Here is a 17902-nt window from a genome sequence, read left to right on the forward strand (position 1 = left end):
GGGAATAACTTGATTCATGTTTTAAATTACAGTGGTCACATTATTGATTTTTTTAGCAAAGCTGATAATGCGATTATTAAAGCGATGTATAGTCGAACAGCTGATGCAGAAACGCTCAATTTGATTGTTTTGAGTTCTAAAGCAATCAACTTTAAAGAGCGTAATCGTATCTTGATTCAAGACCAGATGGATAATTATCGTGAATTTATTGTCGACCATATTGAAGATAGTGGTCAGTATACAGAAGTTGAATGTACAGCTTCTTATCTAGTCGATATTAGTACATCTAAACCAATTCCAGCTGGTCAATACGAGAAGATGACAATTAATCAAAAGTTATATGAAACGTTGCGAGATAGTGGCTGGTCTGTTGGTGATTGTGATTATGCAGGTATTAAAACAAATTCGTGGACATCCGTCAGAACGCCTTTGGAGATGATTAGTCAACTTGAAACAGCGCATGACGTTGTTGCCGATTATGAAATCATCATTGATGGCTATGAAGTGGTAAAGCGTTTAGTTAATATGCATAAACCAACGCCTTTATTTAAAGGTAAAGAAATAGTTTATGGAAAAGACTTGTTAAGTATGAAGCGCAAAGTCGACTTTTCAGAAGTGAAGACGGCACTTTTTGCTTTTGGTCCAGAAAACGAGAATGGTAAGCGTATCAGTTTGGTTGTACATGATGATGAGGCACAACAACAATTAGGGTTACCACAACGTTATATTTGGGGCTTATATGAGCCAGAAACGCAAGAAGACAATATGACTAGACAGAGACTTGAAACACTTGCTAGAACAGAACTGAATAAGCATAAATCGGCTGCGATTTCGTATGAAGTAAGTGTTGTCAACATCGAACAAGAATACCCACATGAAACAATTCGTTTTGGTGACTTGGTTAGAATTAAAAACACTGACTTCACGCCTAGTTTATATGCAGAAAGCGAAGTGATTGGCTTTGACTTAGATTTAATCAGTGGCGACTGTACTTACACATTCGGTAAAATTGTCGAGCATAAAGAAAGTGACTTACGACGCTATTTTGAAAGTAAGCTTGGTTATATACAACAAAAACTGAATGATCAATTTACAAATGTGAATACTATCGTTGCTGATATGGTTGAGGGTAAGCTTGAGTATTTCGAACGTAAGATTATCAAAGGTGTTGAACCGCCAGAAAATCCAGTTAACGATATGTTGTGGTTAGATACAAATAATCCTAAAGTCGCAGTTTTGCGTCGTTATTGGGAGGGGCAATGGATTAATGCGACGGCAGAGAAAGCTGAAGATATAGGTGGGATAACACGTGAAAAAGCACTGTATAGCGAATTAACTAATACCTTTGTTAACCTATCCATTCAACATGGCAAATTATTAAATGAAATGCATGAGGTTATTAATAGTGAATATTTAGTGGACTTTGATTTGAAAGATGAGTTAAATGCTAAACTTGACGCTACCGTGTCAGTTTATAATAACATCAAAAATAACCTAGACGGTATGACAGATGAAACTGCTACGATAGGCAAGTTAATAGATACTCAAGCATTATTTCTTACTTATAGAGAGAAATTACAAACTCTTTATAATGTAGTGGAAAATGCTAAATTATCAATCAACGAACGCTTTAAATTACTACAGTCGCAGTATACTGATAAAAAGTTTAATGACGCTATGAGTAAAGTTGCTGAAACGATAGGTGGACGTTGGGACTCGACGAATCAAACTTTAACATCTAATATCCCTGATGAAAATCGTATTAGTGAAATTACAAGTATGCTTTTGAATTCTGCTGTTGAAGGTATGCATCAATCTGTTGTAGAAGTTGGCGAAAGACTAGACAACACTATGCAAAGTTTGAATAGAAGAATAGAAGCTGAAAGTCTTGATCTAAAACGATATGCTGATGCGTCTGCATTGAATTTGAAAAATGAAGTTGATAACACGTTTAAACTAACAAAAAGTGAGTTGTCTAATTCGATAAAAGCAGTGAAAGAAGACGTTATAAATGACGTTACTAAGCCATTAAATATTCGCTTAAATACTGCTGAAAGTAACTTACAACAGCTACAAGATAGTCTACAATACACAGCTACAAAAACAGAAGTAAATCGTATGCTTAATGATCAACTACAACCATTGCAAACACAAGTCAATGAACAAAAAGCGCAATTAGATGTGTTACCTGCACAAATCAATAGTAAAGTATCGCAAACAAGTTACGACGCAGACCAAAATAATATAGTCACGCGTTTAAACAGCGCAGACACGCAACGTCAACAATTAAGTAATGCGATTAATGACCGTGTGACCATCAAAGAATATACAGATAACAAAGCTGCAACAACAAATCAAATTAATACAGCAGTGAACAATGTGCAAGTCGGCGGCAGAAATTTATTAGAAAACAGCGTAAATATCAAAAAGGCTATCAATGATACTTCGAACAATTATAATCAGTATTGGGATACTTTAATCACAAGTGCACATAGTAAATTACAGTTGGGCGAAATCATAACGATAAGTTTTGATGTGCAAATGGAACGCGGTGAAATACTAAAAGTATATGATGCTTTAACCAACTTTGATTTCAAGTTTGGAGGAACGGTATTTAAAAATATCGGCAATAAAAAACAAAGGCTATCATTCACTTTACCATTAGTATCAACAACTAAAACGGGTACATTATGGAAATTGAGTTTCTACAACAATAACAACGGAGACCGTTTTACAATTGAAAACATCAAAATAGAAAAAGGCAACAAAGCTACGGACTGGACGCCTGCGCCTGAAGATGTCAAAGCAGATATTGATGAAACAAAAGCAGAAACTAATAAAACGCTTGATGTTATGCAAACACAGATTAATCAGAATGGCACTGACATCAATGCACGTACAACTTCGGAAGAATTTAATGCGTCACGAAAAACGTTATCTCGTATTTTGGCTGAATTAACAATTAATACTACAACCGGTTTAAGTTTTAGATATGATGAAAATGGTAGCATTCAATCACATACTGTTGGACCTGATGGTATTATGTTGAGGGGTGACCGTGTCAATATCAATGTGAACAAAGATTTTCAAGTGTTAGCTGGTAATGTAAATAATAAAGTCGGTAAAGATGAAATCATTAACCGTTTAAACTTATCGCAGGAAGGTTTAGACATCAATGTAAATAATATTGGTATCAGAGGGGGGGACAGTATAAATTATATCAATATTAAAAATGATACCTTAGAATTAAATGGTCGATACGACAGAGTTTGGAGAGAAACTAGTTCAACCAATACAGTTAATACCGTTATGAAAAATGGTTATTTATCATTTTCTAATTATGAGAAGCAAACAAAATTGTCTTTTTCTGATTTTGGTATATCAACATTCTTAGACGGGTCTGGTGATGATTTAACTTCTGGTACAATCGAATTTTTCTCAACAGAATACAGCGATGTCAGAGGTTTAACTTTATTTAGTTCTGGTGTATTAGGTTTACAATCAAATCTTAACAAAGTAATGATTGATTCATATGCGTCAGTAAACATTGAAAGTAGGCAGTCGCCTATTTATTTTAGACCTTATAAACTTAATCGCCCCGGTCATAATACATTCGCATTAACGGTTTCTAATGAAACATTGGATTATAAAACAAATGGTTATATCTTATATGGCTCAGATGTTAATGGTTTTGGCTCAGGTTTGAGATTTTACAAAGCCTCATCTAATCCACGTGTTGAAGTGGTAGACGGCAGCAGCACTGGAGGTGGAAATACGACGATTGAAGCTGGTGTTGGTGAATTCAACCTAATTAAACGTCGTGCTGGAAATGGTTATATAGGTATGCAAAGTCAAGACATTCTAATTGCTGGTAGTGACTCAGATGGCGACAGATTAGCGTCTAAGGCGGTTTACAACAGAACTTATTCCTATGGCGCAAATGTTTATGTCACTACATATGGAACACTAGGACGTGCGACATCAGCAAGTAAATACAAATTAGATATTGATAACCAATATAAGACAGAAGATGAACAACTGGAACATTCGAAATCAATATTAAATTTAAACGTAAAACATTGGTTTGATAAGGCAGAATCAGAAACTTATGCGAAAGAAATAGAAGCAGGTAAAAGATTGAGTGATGACTTTTTTGTTATAAAAAGACATTCTGGATTAATTGCAGAAGACGTTGAAAATGTTGGACTTTCTGAGTTTGTAACTTATGATAGTAACGGCGAAATCGAAGGTATTCAATATGATAGATTATGGGTTCATTTAATACCTGTGATAAAACACCAACAAAAACAAATCAAACAATTGGAGGAACAAATAAATGAATCAAAATAACCAACTACAAGCAGACCCTAACAAAGTGATTAACAACTTATTAAACAGAATCGCCGAGTTAGAAAAAAACAATGCAATTTTGCTCGCACTGTATCAAGAGGAATTAGAAAACAAACAAAATACCGATGAAAATGATAGTGGTGTAAGTGAGTAACTTATACCACTATTTTTATACCAAATTTTAGGAGGTTTTATTATGGAACAAATTACAGAATTTTATTTAGTCGAGGTTAATCCGCAAGGAGAAGAAAGCCCACTTATGCGGAATTTTAGCAATGGTTTTACACGTGGCGTATCGCCCGACAATGCATTTAAATTTGAAACAGAGGACGAAGCAAAACAAGCGTGTGGCTTACAAAATATGCTTGCTAAAATCTTCAAAAACAATACGAAAACGTACTATGTTAAGCAAAGCATTGAACGTACTAAGTTTGATGAAAATGGCGAACTGTATGTTGAAAAAGATGTCGAGGAGGCTACTGAATAATGCTTGGTGCAGTTACAGTAAGCTTTACTGAAAGTGAAGCCTTTAAAACGTTTATCTATGCCGGTGAACTTAGGTTACTATATTTCTTAATGATTTTGATGGCTGTTGATATTTTCACAGGCTTAGCTAAAGCATTAAAAAAAGACAAGCTATGGAGTCGAAAATCACTGTTCGGTTACGCTCGTAAGCTGTTAATTTTTTGTATTATCGTACTTGCGAATATCATCGATCAAATTTTAGGGACTAACGGTGGAATTTTAGTAATTACAATCTTTTTCTACATTGCCAACGAAGGCTTATCCATTGTGGAAAACTGTGCTGAAATGGGCGTTTTTGTACCGCAAGAAATAGCTGAAAAATTAGCAGTTATCAAAAAAGAAAAAGGCACATCTGTCACAACTGAAATCAAAGAAGAATTTTCAAGCAAGCATTCTCGTGATCTTGAAGGTGACACAGCAGAAATGAATATCAAAATCGAGAAAAAGGACTGACTTATGTCGGTTCTTTTTTTATTGGAGGGAAATAAGTGTTAACAGCTATTGACTATTTAACTAAAAGAGGTTGGAAGATATCATCTGATCCACGCACATATGATAATTATCCTAACAATTATGGTTACCGTAACTATACAGAGAATGGCATTAATTATGATGAATTTTGTGACGGTTACCACCGTGCATTCGATTTATATACGAATACAACAAATGATGTGCCTGCAGTCACTAGTGGCACTGTGGTTGAATCTAATGACTACGGTAACTTTGGCGGTACTTTAGTGATTAAAGACGCCAACGAAAATGATTGGATATATGGTCACTTACAGCGTGGTTCATTGCGTTTTATTGTTGGCGATAAAGTCAATCAAGGTGACATTGTAGGGTTACAAGGTAGCAGTAACTATTGCGACAATCCAATGTCTGCACACATACATTTACAACTTAGACCAAAAGATTCGCCTAAAGATGAAAAATCGCAAGTGTGCAGTGGATTGCCGATGGAAAAGTACGATATTACTAACTTAAATAAAAAGCAAGATAAATCTAAAAATGGGAGCGTGAAAGAATTGAAACATATTTATTCAAATCATATTAAAGGTAATAAGATTACAGCGCCGAAGCCCAGCATTCAAGCTGTGATTATCCATAATGACTATGGAAGCATGACACCGAGTCAATACCTACCTTGGCTTTATGCACGTGAAAACAATGGTACACACGTTAATGGGTGGGCGAGCGTGTATGTCAATCGTGATGAGGTACTTTGGTATCATCCAACAGATTACGTTGAATGGCACTGTGGTAATCAATGGGCAAACGCAAATGCTATTGGTTTTGAAGTGTGTGAGTCGTATCCTGGTAGAATATCAGACAAATTATTCTTAGAAAACGAAGAAGCGACATTAAAAGTAGCTGCGGACGTGATGAAGTCGTACGGATTACCAGTTAATCGCAACACTGTACGCCTGCATAACGAATTCTTTGGTACTTCTTGTCCACATCGTTCATGGGAGTTGCATGTTGGTAAAGGAGCACCTTACACAGCTGCAAATATTAATAGAATGAAAGACTACTTCATCAAACGCATCAAACATTATTATGACGGTGGAAAGCTAGAAGTAAGCAAAGTAGAAACGGTTCAACAATCTGACGTTAAACAAGAAGTTAAGCAGCAAGAGAAAAAGCAAGTGGTTAAAAAGACTGATTGGAATAAGAATAAATACGGTACATGGTGGAAGAATGAACAAGCCACATTCAAAAATGGAAATGAAGAAATTCAAGTGTGGAAAGAAGGACCTTTCAGAATCAAGGGTAACAAAGCAGGCAAGCTTCAACCGGGTACCACTATTAATTATGATGAAGTAATGTTACAAGATGGTCACGTGTGGGTAGGTTATGATAGCTTTGAAGGTGAACGTCTGTATTTACCAGTTAGAGAGTGGAACGGCGTCGCACCGCCTAATCAGATATTAGGTGACTTATGGGGAGAAATCAGTTAATATATAATTGTGGTATTATTTCTACATACTTTATTTAACATTTCTCTCTCAAGTTGAAATTGTGAGTAGTAGGCAGGTACTTCGGTACTTGCCTATTTTTTATGTTATAATTACATGCGTATATAGTAGGAGTGGACTATATAGCCCGGCAGAGGCCGTATATCTGACTGTTGGTCTCACAGGAGACATCTTCCTTGTCATCACTCGATACACATATCTTGATAACATAGAGTTGTTACAGTCGCTACACCACCCATACTAGTTACTGGGTGGTTGTTTTTTATGTCTAAAAATCGTTATAAATGCTACAATAATGCTATACATGTAATAAAATGAGGTAATATAAATGAATGAAAAAACTGGTATAGATCAATTTATAAGAAAAGAAATTGAAAGTTTAGGCGTAAGTTACGATGAACAACAAAGCAGTAATGTTGAAATAGCGGAAGCGCTAAAAACGGCAAGTAAAAGTTTAAATGGAAAAGTAGGTAAACCAGAGTTTTTATTTTTTAGTGATGGATTTTTAGTTGTTGTTGAAGATAAAAAAGATATACATAAGCATGAAATGAAATCAGAAGGCGACGAATTAATTTTAGATTCACCAGAGATATTGAAAGATTATGCTGTTAATGGCGCAGTGCATTACGCACGACATATTATTAAACATACAAATATAATTGATAAGGTTTTTGCTGTTGGCGCATCTGGAGATGGTCATTCGAATAAAATTAGCATACATTACGTAGATAGTAAAAGCTATAAATATATTTCAGATATAAACAACTTAGAGGATTTAAAAGAAGAAAATATTGAAGAATTTTATCGTGTTTCTGTATTAGGAGAGTTACCTAAAGAAGAAAGAGAATTAATAGAAGTTAATAAAATTGCTGCAGATTTGCACGAGGATTTAAGGAACTACGGTTCGCTTGAAGGCGAAAAGAAAGCTTCTGTAGTGTCCGCAATTTTACTAGCTTTAGAAAATGAAGAAGTGATTTTTAATGTGGATAAACTACAAGGACTTCAAGGTGAGGGTGTTAAAGATGGTGAAATCCTCTTTGATGCTATTGATAAATATTTAAGAAATAAAAGTTTAATGCCTCATGCTAAAATTGGTGAATTAAAAGACAATTTCACTTTTATACAGAACGATTTGACGTTAAATAGATTAAGAGAAGATTTAGGGATGACACCATTAAGATATTTTACTATCAAGCTAAGTAATAAATTAAAGAAAAATATCAAACACTCTGATATGGATATACTAGGTAATTTTTATGGAGAATTTGTAAAATATGGAGGAAATGATGGCAATCCATTAGGTATAGTCTTAACACCTAGACATATTACAAACCTGATGTGTGAATTAATTGATATTGACGAAAACGATTATGTATTAGATCCGTGCTGTGGTTCGGGTGGTTTTTTAATAGCTGCCATGAATAGAATGTTAGGAAAAACAAGTGATGAAATTAAAAAGGCTGAAATAAAACAAAAACAATTACATGGAATTGAATTACAACAAAAGCTATTCGCTATAGCAACTACAAATATGATTTTACGTGGTGATGGTAAAAGTAATCTAAAACGTGATGACATATTCCATGTTGAAAAAGGACTATATAAAACTCAAATTACTAAGGCATTAATTAATCCTCCATATTCACAAGCTAAAACGAAAAACTTAAGTCACTTATCAGAAATTAGTTTTATCAACGAAACATTATCACTAATGAAAAAGGACGCTAAGTTAGCCGCTATCGTTCCTCAAAGTACAATGATTGGCAAAACTAAAAATGATAAGGATTACAAGCGTGAAATACTAGAAAAACATTCATTAGAAACAGTAATTACGCTTAATAAAGATACCTTTTATGGCGTGGGAGTAAATCCATGCATAGCAATTTTCACTGCAGGTATTCCACAAGACAACAAAAAACGTGTTAATTTTGTAAACTTTTCTGATGATGGTTATATAGTGCGTAAACATGTGGGATTAGTTGGAGATGGTACTGAGAAATCAAAAAAAGATTATCTTTTAAACGTGTTAAATGATTATGAAGATGCGGATACTAACTTTTTAGTTAAATCCCCTATTACTTGGGAGGATGAATGGTTACATAGCTTCTTCTACTACAATGAAGAAATACCTACTGATGAGGACTTTGAAAAAACAATTGCTGATTATTTATCATTCGAATTCGACATGAAACTGCACGGCAGGGGGTATTTATTCGATGATGAAGATGAAACTGAGTGATAGAGAATGGAAGGCGTTTACAACTGATGAGTTATTCAGTATTAAATCTGGGACTACGTCTGACTTTTCAAAATTGAATTTAAAAAATGATTCAAAGTTACCGTGTATAGGGGCAAAATATAAAAATAATGGTGTGGTAGGTTTCGCTAATAATGAAGAACTGAAAGTAGAAGGAAACGCTTTAGTTTTTATTAAAACTGGAGAAGGTTCTGTTGGACTAACTCTTTATAAAACAGAAGATTTTATACCGCACAAAAATGTTTACATAGGCTATAACGTAAGCTTAAATAAATATATAGGCTTGTTTATTGCAACTATGTACAATAAACAGAAATTTATATATAACTATGGTTATGGTCTAAACCAATTAAGAGTAAAAAGACGTAAAATATTGCTTCCTTCTAAAAATAATAGTCCTGATTATGACTTCATGGAACGCTATATCAAAGAAAAATATTTTAATATAAAATCACAAGTAAAAGTGAAACAAAAACACAAAATTTCTGATTGGCGAGAGTTAGATGAGGTTAGGTGGGAAAACTATTTTATAGAATCTCTATTTCTAATAAAGTCTGGGAAAAGACTAACTAAAAATGATTTCGTAAGAGGTTTGACCCCATTTATTGGATCAACTGATAGCAATAATGGAATTACTAACTATGTCAGCAACACAAATTCTAGTGAAGATTCTAATGTTTTAGGAGTTAATTATAATGGCAGTGTTGTAGAAAATTTTTATCATCCATACAAAGCCATATTTTCAGATGATGTTAAAAGATTATCGTTAAGGAACAAAGGCAACAAATATACTTATCTGTTTATAAAAAATATGATATTAAAACAGAAAGAAAAATATCAATACGGTTATAAATTTAACGCTAGACGTATGAAAAAACAAATAATCAGCCTCCCCACTAAAAACAATCACCCTGACTATGAATTTATGGAGCAATACATGAAACGAAAAGAAAACGAAATATTCGACAGATTATAAACAAATATTTCGTTTTTCAGGGCAATTTAAAGCTGATACGATTGATAACGCAATTCAGTCTGTTATTAAGTCGAATGTCGGTCAAATTCGGGGCGTGACAGGGCGTAATGACCTTTTGAATGCAAATGTATCGGCTGAAATTAATGTCAATTATAGGCTGGCTGAACTGGGTTTTATTACAAACAAAAAAGACATGGACTATATCAAGCAGAACTATGATAAGTATGCTAAAGATATTGCAGGTGCAATTCACGGTAAACCAATTGGAGGCGTACCAGCAGGTAAAAAACAAGTGCAACAGATTGCTTGGAATTGGGGCGGTGTCTTTTATCCAAATACAGCAATAAAGGTTAGACGTTCGCCTGGATTGAGCGGAGAAGTGGTTGACCAGGCATCATGGCTTTACAATAAAAATGATTGGGTTAAGTTTGACCAAGTCATTAAAAAGAACGGCTATTGGTGGATAAGATTTAAATATCAAGCACCTGGTGCAAGTAAAAAGCATTTTTATTGTGCTGTTTGTAAAATTACAGATAAATACGAAAGAATTAAAAGTGAGAAATACTGGGGTTCTATTGAATGGGCGTAAATTTTAGGGTGGCTGTAACGGTCGCCCTGTTTTTTGTACTATAATACATATAGATTACCGGTAACTAATCCGGCTTTATTTACCGCCACCTATGCTAGTTAAAAGTGTGGTGTTTTTATGATATAATGGATTGAAAATTACTGTAGGGAGGTGGGAATATGGATTATCTAGGTTTGGTAAGTAATGTTGCCGGAGTTTTAGGAGCTTGTTATGGTGTTTTCTCCTTTTTTTACTACAGAAAAATAAGGTTTTATATGTTTGTTTCTAAGATTTTTAAATTTGCTAAAACGACTGAAATAACATTAAGTTATCGGTATATTGGTGAAAGTGATATAAATTTTAAAGGTATAAAAGAACTTTTAAAAAAAGAAAACTATGTTGTTATGAATGCTAATACTAATAACATCATCATAAATATGAATGATTTTATAATTCAATTTAAAAAAGATGACTTTCCTACCGATGAGTATGGAGAAAATTCATTTGTACGTATGACTTTGACTAGAACTTATTATAAACAAGCCAAAAAGGCAATTGATGAGTTTATCAATATATGTGAGGACTTCAATAATCGCAATTTAAATAATGAAGGAACCTATAATTTAAAGATAATCTACAACAATATTAAAAATCCATATTTGTCTGCTTCTACGCATAGAATTAAAGAAGAGAATGTAAAGAGTATGATTCTTCATGTAGATACAGCGTTTTTAATCGATGACTTAAATGAAGAAGTGATTATTAATAAAAATAGTTTATCTTATACAAGTAAAAGTTCGAAAAATATATATAAAATTGCAAATGATTTTATGATTGTTTAAGGAGAAGAGATAAATGCAGTCAATATGGGTATTTGAGTCAGAAAACCACCAAGTAGAAATTAATAATATAACAACAACTCGTTATGAAGTTTTAAATGATGTTGAAGAAGAATTGACAACAGAATTGTTTATCAATGAGGAGATTGGAGAGTATATTAGATGTAATTTAGTCGTTGACGAACCAAAATCTATACAAGTAAGAGCACTAGGTAAGAATTTGTCTAGTGTTATTGTAAGGAATAGATATGAAGCTTTTTATAGGTTATCCGATGGTAATCTAGTAGTATATGCTAACAAAATTGCTGCCCACATTATAAAAGATGTTTTTGATGAGCAATTTAATTTGAATTATAGCGCAAGAACAATTGATTTAGATGAAATAAAAAATAGATCTAATAACGTTAGAAAGGCACAGTTCAAAAATGTTACTATAGAAACTGTAACTGGTGGAATGTTAAATGGAGACCAGGTTCATAACACTGAAATTTATGGACTAATGGATAAATCAGGAGATCTTTCCACAGTTGCTGTTGTATATCCGTTTTTAGACAAAGAGATTAGTTTTAGTGTTTCTAGATACGGGAGTATAGTCCTTTATACAACTATTACATATGAAGAATGCTTGGAATTAATAAATGATTTGTTTGATTTGTAAAATAAACGAAAGCATATACCACTAGTCAAATTAAAACAACGAGACACATCTGTGGAGTGCACTTGAGGTTAACCTTTCACCGTACCTTAACTGGTGCGGTTATTTTTGTGCAGAAAAATAGAGAAAAGTTGAGAAAAAGGGTTGAATATATTCCGTTTGGGTAGTATAATTATATATGTAAGTTAGTTAATGACTTACACACTTCAAGTGAAGGGAGGGTAAAACCTTGGTTTACTTGATAGAAAAAGCGCTAGAACAACCGGCATCGTTGTTGATACTAGTTCTTCCAGCGCTATTAAAACAACTTAGAATGTGGCACCTAGGTTATCTGGGGACCAAACAAGATAACCAAGACAAGTAATCTAATGGAGCCTTTTGGCTCCTCCTACACTTGAAGTATATAATAATTTATGGGGGTTTTCAAACATGACAGTACAAATGTATTTATCACTAGTTGTATTAAGCCTACCATTATTGTTGTTTGTTGGAAGGAAAACACACATTTACTTTTTAAAAAGAAAGAATGTGAGAAGAAATGACTGAGTTTAAATTAACGATTCAAAAATTACTAGATAGTAATGTATCAGGCTACCAAATTCATAAAGATACGGGTATATCACAGGCACGCATATCAGATTTAAGAAGAGGCGTTAGACAACTTGGCGGTATATCTTTAGAAACTGCCGAAAAACTATACAACTACCAAAAGCAACTAGAAGAATAATAACCAAACCCCACTCATTAATTTGGGTGGGGTTAATTATACAAGTTTGGGTCCCTAAAAAGTCCCTAAAAATTAGTGAGATATGGCATGTAATTCTAAACAAAATAAAGAAGAACCCCGTGTTTACGGGATTCTTAAAATTAAAATGTCTTTAAATTTCTATAAGTAACGTCCTGGGAGGGATTCGAACCCCCGACCGATGGCTTAGAAGGCCATTGCTCTATCCAGCTGAGCTACCAGGACTTTTTAACACAAAACTTATTATATCTAAGTCCATGCAATAAATCAACAGATTACTCAATAAATTTCTTTCCATTTAACTCATATGCAGAAATTTTACAATTCATATATGGTGTTTAAATTAAACTGTTAATCAAAACATTATATAGAAACTTGTATAAATACAAAAAAATACTGAGACATCTGCAGTGTGTCTCAGTATGATATCAATATCTTATTTTGCGAATGTGTCGACTAAACCTTTAATTAATTTTACAATACCTAGAATGATACTCGCCCAAGTCATATTAGCGACCTCCTCTTTGAATGATTTAATGATAGTTTAACGAACATCACTGTAGAGGAGTGAGATAATGCGTAACTCATAACTATGGTTTCGCAGCTGTCTTTTTTTCAAGAGTTACTAACAGTTAGGCATGCCTATGTGTTGTAGAGAAATGAGTTCTGATATTAATGCAGCAATATACTTATTGCAATTAACAGTTAGGCAACGTAACTGTTAAAATAACATTATCTTTTAACAGTTATGAATGAAATATAACGACTTAGGGAATATCGGACCGATACGGTAAAAGATAAGCTATAGTGTAGTTAACAAAGCGAAGTCATCAATTACGATGACTTGGTTTTGAAATAGTCTTATTTAAGGAGTGTACATATTTATGTCAGAATTTATTAATGCAATTAAAGATACGGTACAAGCAGGTTTAGATCAAGACTGGGTAACAATGGGAATAGGTATTGCTGATATTTTAGCACAAGGCATTGGTCTTATCTCTGGTTTCTTCGGCTAAGTTAAGTTATTGAGCTATTGTCGAAACAAATACTAAAGTAGTTGTATAAAGAAAAGCGTCAAATCGTATGATTAATAAGTGATTTAATCTATAAGTGCGATTTGTTGAATTTCAAGTTTTTTAGCAAGTTTCCTCTAAATGAACATAAAATGAAAGCTAGGAACACACCTTATGATGTGCTTCTAGCTTTTTTTCTGTCATTAATAAAAAAGATTGAGACATTATATAATTTGCGCTTTTGTCTCAATCTCTCTCGCTTTTATTTCTTATTTGGTGCCCATACGAGAATGTCATGCCCATCATCATTTTTAGCCTCTAAATCTTCAAATCCATTTTTTACAAAGAAGCCTTTTGATTCAAAACGTGCAATTGCTTTGATCGGATGGCCGAATGACTTCGCGAATTCTAGAAGATCAGAACCATATCCTTTCCTCCAATAAGGTTTTAGCACTTTAACTTTCCATATAACAAGATAGTCTTCGTAATCAGGGAAGTATGTTTCTTCCACTTCTCCTTTACGATAGAGTGCCATGCGCGCTACAAGTTTCTCACCGACAAAAATACCGTAAAAAGGTGAGTCAGAACTTGCATCAATCATTTCACCATGTAATTCATCTACTAAGTATAAATCTTTGTTTCCAAAATTTTCACGAAATGCCGCAAACAATTCTTCAGTTTTATAGTTAATATCCAGGTGCGTTACCTTTGCCATTGGATGACCCCCTTTGTTGACTTTCTTCTATTATAACGCAATTCTGAAAGTTATTGAAGTAAGCCGTAAAATTGTCAGATAGACGTGTAACCCTTATACTGGTAATGATTACAGTATAAGGAGATACAAGCATGGATTGTTTAAATATCACGATTAAAGAAAATGATTCATTTATTAAAGAATACACGAATCATAATGCGGACATCCTACAATTTTTTACATATGATCCCAATAAAGATGAAAGCTACAAACAACGTATGGCATATAAAAGTAATGGGCGAGAGAAAGAAGTAGCTAATGTTGTACGTGAATACATGTCAGACTTAACACTGACACAGGCGCAATTAGAAAATATTGCTGCTTTATCTGAAGGTGCAAAAGTTGTTGTTGGGGGACAACAAGCTGGATTATTTACTGGGCCACTTTATACATTTCATAAAATTTTATCAATTGTAACGAAGGCAGATGAATTATCTACAGAATATAAAGAACCTGTGGTACCGGTATTTTGGATTGCAGGGGAAGACCATGACTTTGATGAGGTGAATCATACGTATGTGATGAATCAACGAATCGGTCAGTTGAAGAAAGTAAAATATCATACGATGACACCACCTGAAACAACCGTTTCTCGTTATGCTCCAGATCGTGAGGCATTACATGATACACTTGTGCAATTTTTTGAATCGATGCCTGAAACAGTATATTCAAAGCAATTGTTTGATGAAATTGACCGCATGATACAACAGTCAGAGTCATGGGTGGATGTTTTTAAACAAATGATCCAATTGTGCTTTGGTGAACGCGGTATTTTATTGATAGATGCACAAGATACTGCATTGAGAAATTTAGAGATGCCTTTATTGAAAGAAATTATCCAGCGACATGAAGAAGTAGATCAAGCTTTTCGTAATGCTCAAAGCCAGACGACTGAAGCAGGCCTAACAGCAATGATTCAAACGGATACGAATGTCCATCTTTTTCTTCATGAAGAGGATCAACGTCAATTACTTTCATATGTAGATGGGGAATTTAAGTTAAGTAAGAGTGATAAAACTTATTCAAGAGAGGCATTGTTATCACTTGTAGATGAAGCACCTGAACGCTTTTCAAATAATGTTGTCACACGACCTCTAATGGAGGAATGGCTATTTAATACAGTTGCCTTTATAGGTGGACCAAGTGAAATTAAATACTGGGCAGAATTAAAAGGTGTGTTTGAATTATTTGATGTTCAAATGCCAATCGTTTTACCACGTATGAGAATGACTTATTTAACATCAAATACTGAAAAATTATTAAAGAAATATGATTTAACATTAGAAGAAGTGATGGAAACGGGCACACAATCGGCACGAGACCGTTTTATTCGTGCGAATGCGTCAGAAGTAGTGCTTGAACAAATTGAAAAAATGCATGAAACGCAGCAAGCATTTTATGAAACAGTAACTGCAGAAATGTCTGATACAGAAGATAATAAAAATTTAGTGAAGAAAAACCAAGAGATTCAAATGTATCAATTGGAATACCTTAAGTCACGTTACTTAAATAATATTGCAAGAGAAAATGAAATTAGTATGCGTCATTTTGAAGTGTTAACACAAACACTTCATCCAATGGGTGGTTTACAAGAGCGTGTATGGAATCCATTACAAATTTTGAACGAAAATGGGTTAAATGTGTATGCATCTACCACTTTCCCTCCACTTCCTTACACTTTTGATCAAATCATTATCAAACTATAGATATATCAACCTTTTGAGGGTGATTCGCTATATGCGTTTCACTCTCTTTTTTTGATTTTAAGATAAAATTTTATTAATTTTACAGAATTGGTGGAGGATAGTGGTGAGATGTGGTAAATTATAAATAAGGTGAGGTGAGAAGAAATGTTCATGGGCGAATACGAAAATAAGCTTGATGCAAAAGGGCGAATGATCGTTCCGTCTAAGTTTCGATATGACTTGAATGAACGTTTCATTATCACACGGGGCCTTGATAAATGTTTGTTTGGTTACACACTAGAAGAATGGCAAACGATAGAAGACAAGATGAAAACCTTACCTATGACGAAACGTGATGCGCGTAAATTTATGCGCATGTTCTTTTCAGGAGCCATTGAAGTGGAGATAGACAAACAAGGAAGAATTAATATTCCAGCAAAGTTACGAGAATATGCCAATCTTGATAAAGAATGTACCGTTATAGGTGTTTCTAATCGTATAGAGATTTGGGATCGTGCAACATGGAATGATTTTTATGATGAATCCGAAGAGAATTTTGAAGAAATTGCTGAGGATTTAATAGATTTTGATTTTTAATATAACGGAGGTTATGGCGTGTTTCATCATATTAGCGTTTTACTAAGAGAAACAGTCGATCAACTGAATATCAAAGAAGATGGTGTCTATATTGACTGTACACTTGGTGGCGCTGGACACTCGCAATACCTTTTGAGTCAACTATCTGATGAAGGGCGTTTAATCGCTATTGATCAAGATACAACAGCCATAGAACATGCACAGGAAAAATTGAAAGATGATTTGCATAAAGTCACTTTTGTGCACAGTAATTTTAGACATTTACAACAGATATTAGATGATTTAGAAATTGAAAAAGTCGATGGTATTTTATACGACTTAGGTGTTTCAAGTCCTCAATTGGATATACCAGAGAGAGGATTTAGTTATCACCATGATGCAAGACTTGATATGCGAATGGATCAAACACAAGACCTATCAGCATATGAAGTTGTAAATGATTGGTCGTACGAAGACTTGGTTAAAATCTTTTTCCGTTATGGAGAAGAAAAGTTTTCAAAACAAATCGCCCGAAAAATTGAGGCGAGACGTGAAGCACAACCTATCACGACGACATTAGAGCTTGTTGAATGTATTAAAGAGGGGATTCCTGCTAAAGCACGACGTAAAGGCGGACATCCTGCTAAACGTGTATTCCAAGCAATTCGTATTGCAGTAAATGACGAGCTGGCAGCATTTGAAGACAGCCTGGAACAAGCGATTGAATGTGTGAAAGTGGGTGGACGTATTTCTGTCATTACTTTCCATTCTTTAGAAGATCGTTTATGTAAACAAATGTTCCAAGAATATGAAAAAGGTCCAGAAGTACCAAGAGGGTTGCCTGTCATTCCTGAAGAATATACACCTAAGTTAAAACGTGTGAATCGTAAACCAATCGTCGCAACTGATTCTGACTTGTCAGATAACAATCGAGCAAGAAGTGCAAAACTACGCGTTGCAGAAATACTAAAATAAAGGAGATT

The 17902-nt window shown here is 34.1% G+C and carries 17 protein-coding genes, 1 tRNA gene and 1 pseudogene; 16 read left to right on the plus strand and 3 right to left on the minus strand.

The annotated features are described in order from the left end of the window. The first annotated feature begins 9 nt into the window (after nt 1–9). From MUA88_RS04090 to MUA88_RS04140, 12 genes and pseudogenes are all read left to right on the plus strand, one after another. A complete protein-coding gene (locus MUA88_RS04090; RefSeq protein WP_262605836.1) occupies nt 10–4350 on the plus strand; it encodes a phage tail spike protein in 4341 nt (1446 codons plus the stop codon). After that, on the plus strand, nt 4337–4504 hold the full coding sequence (locus MUA88_RS04095) for a hypothetical protein (RefSeq protein WP_262605837.1): 168 nt from the start codon (nt 4337–4339) through the stop codon (nt 4502–4504). The genes MUA88_RS04090 and MUA88_RS04095 overlap by 14 nt, the downstream gene beginning before the upstream one ends. Before the next feature lie 42 nt (nt 4505–4546). After that, complete coding sequence (locus MUA88_RS04100) at nt 4547–4837, plus strand: hypothetical protein (RefSeq protein WP_262605838.1); 291 nt, start codon at nt 4547–4549, stop codon at nt 4835–4837. Then, nucleotides 4837–5328, plus strand: coding sequence for a phage holin family protein (locus MUA88_RS04105; protein WP_262605839.1), 492 nt, complete (start codon nt 4837–4839; stop codon nt 5326–5328). The genes MUA88_RS04100 and MUA88_RS04105 overlap by 1 nt, the downstream gene beginning before the upstream one ends. Before the next feature lie 35 nt (nt 5329–5363). Further along, nucleotides 5364–6833, plus strand: coding sequence for an SH3 domain-containing protein (locus tag MUA88_RS04110; protein WP_262605840.1), 1470 nt, complete (start codon nt 5364–5366; stop codon nt 6831–6833). Nucleotides 6834–7179: 346 nt separating this feature from the next. Next, entirely contained in the window at nt 7180–9090 is a 1911-nt protein-coding gene (locus MUA88_RS04115) for an HsdM family class I SAM-dependent methyltransferase (protein WP_262605841.1), read from the plus strand. Beyond that, nucleotides 9068–10084: a restriction endonuclease subunit S gene (locus MUA88_RS04120; protein ID WP_262605842.1), complete on the plus strand. Its 1017-nt coding sequence runs from the start codon at nt 9068–9070 to the stop codon at nt 10082–10084. Before MUA88_RS04115 ends, MUA88_RS04120 begins: the two co-directional genes overlap by 23 nt. A 16-nt stretch (nt 10085–10100) precedes the next feature. Then, nucleotides 10101–10673 (plus strand): annotated as a pseudogene (locus MUA88_RS04125) (N-acetylmuramoyl-L-alanine amidase); the annotation flags it as partial. A 158-nt stretch (nt 10674–10831) separates the two neighbouring features. After that, complete coding sequence (locus tag MUA88_RS04130; protein ID WP_262604856.1) at nt 10832–11494, plus strand: hypothetical protein; 663 nt, start codon at nt 10832–10834, stop codon at nt 11492–11494. A 13-nt stretch (nt 11495–11507) separates the two neighbouring features. Further along, nucleotides 11508–12149: a hypothetical protein gene (locus MUA88_RS04135; RefSeq protein WP_262604857.1), complete on the plus strand. Its 642-nt coding sequence runs from the start codon at nt 11508–11510 to the stop codon at nt 12147–12149. A 426-nt stretch (nt 12150–12575) separates the two neighbouring features. Continuing rightward, nucleotides 12576–12692 (plus strand): hypothetical protein, encoded by a 117-nt coding sequence (locus tag MUA88_RS10915; protein ID WP_346014880.1) that lies wholly within the window; start codon nt 12576–12578, stop codon nt 12690–12692. After that, entirely contained in the window at nt 12685–12873 is a 189-nt protein-coding gene (locus MUA88_RS04140; RefSeq protein WP_262605844.1) for a hypothetical protein, read from the plus strand. The genes MUA88_RS10915 and MUA88_RS04140 overlap by 8 nt, the downstream gene beginning before the upstream one ends. Nucleotides 12874–13042: 169 nt before the next feature. Here the strand turns inward: MUA88_RS04140 and MUA88_RS04145 are convergent. After that, a tRNA-Arg gene (locus MUA88_RS04145) sits at nt 13043–13116 on the minus strand. A 211-nt stretch (nt 13117–13327) separates the two neighbouring features. Then, nucleotides 13328–13399: an alpha-1/alpha-2 family phenol-soluble modulin gene (locus MUA88_RS10940; RefSeq protein WP_106904272.1), complete on the minus strand. Its 72-nt coding sequence runs from the start codon at nt 13397–13399 to the stop codon at nt 13328–13330. A 376-nt stretch (nt 13400–13775) separates the two neighbouring features. Between MUA88_RS10940 and MUA88_RS04150 the strand changes: the two genes are divergently transcribed. After that, a complete protein-coding gene (locus MUA88_RS04150) occupies nt 13776–13907 on the plus strand; it encodes a beta-class phenol-soluble modulin (protein WP_262605845.1) in 132 nt (43 codons plus the stop codon). A gap of 259 nt (nt 13908–14166) precedes the next feature. Here MUA88_RS04150 and MUA88_RS04155 read toward each other — a convergent pair whose 3' ends face one another. Next, nucleotides 14167–14619, minus strand: a complete 453-nt coding sequence (locus tag MUA88_RS04155; protein ID WP_262605846.1) for an N-acetyltransferase — start codon at nt 14617–14619, stop codon at nt 14167–14169. A gap of 131 nt (nt 14620–14750) precedes the next feature. On the opposite strand from MUA88_RS04155, the gene bshC reads away from it, so the two are divergent. The 3 genes from bshC (at nt 14751) to rsmH (ending at nt 17894) form a co-directional block, all read left to right on the plus strand. After that, entirely contained in the window at nt 14751–16364 is a 1614-nt protein-coding gene (bshC, locus tag MUA88_RS04160) for a bacillithiol biosynthesis cysteine-adding enzyme BshC (protein WP_262604861.1), read from the plus strand. 144 nt (nt 16365–16508) lie between these two features. Beyond that, nucleotides 16509–16940, plus strand: a complete 432-nt coding sequence (mraZ, locus tag MUA88_RS04165) for a division/cell wall cluster transcriptional repressor MraZ (RefSeq protein ID WP_262604862.1) — start codon at nt 16509–16511, stop codon at nt 16938–16940. 18 nt (nt 16941–16958) lie between these two features. Continuing rightward, nucleotides 16959–17894, plus strand: coding sequence for a 16S rRNA (cytosine(1402)-N(4))-methyltransferase RsmH (rsmH, locus tag MUA88_RS04170; RefSeq protein WP_262604863.1), 936 nt, complete (start codon nt 16959–16961; stop codon nt 17892–17894). Nucleotides 17895–17902: the final 8 nt, after the last annotated feature.

Source organism: Staphylococcus sp. IVB6240, assembly GCF_025558425.1.
GTDB lineage: Bacteria > Bacillota > Bacilli > Staphylococcales > Staphylococcaceae > Staphylococcus.